This window comes from Macrococcus sp. DPC7161, assembly GCF_004117835.1.
Classification (GTDB): Bacteria; Bacillota; Bacilli; order Staphylococcales; family Staphylococcaceae; genus SDSC01.
Map to the genome: position 1 here is coordinate 1 of NZ_SDSC01000066.1, position 325 is coordinate 325.

Below are 325 nucleotides of genomic sequence, written 5' to 3' on the forward strand. Positions count from 1 at the left end.
GGAGCTAGCCGTCGAAGGTGGGACAGATGATTGGGGTGAAGTCGTAACAAGGTAGCCGTATCGGAAGGTGCGGCTGGATCACCTCCTTTCTAAGGATAATACGGAAAAGGAATTTTTAAATTCCTTATGGAATAACGATTGACATATTGTATTCAGTTTTGAGTGTTTATCGCTTTAATAAAAGCATAAATATTCAACATTGTACTTTGAAAACTAGATAAAGTAAGAAAAATAGATTTTACCAAGCAAAACCGAGTGAGTTCATATTTGAATTCTTGAAAAAAATCGCGCGTTTATACATAATGTATAAACATCACAATATTAA

1 rRNA gene is annotated in these 325 nt (G+C 34.5%); it reads left to right on the forward strand.

From position 1 onward, the window contains the following. A 16S ribosomal RNA gene (locus tag ER639_RS12140) occupies positions 1–89 on the forward strand; the annotation flags it as partial. Between the last annotated feature and the right edge of the window lie 236 nt (positions 90–325).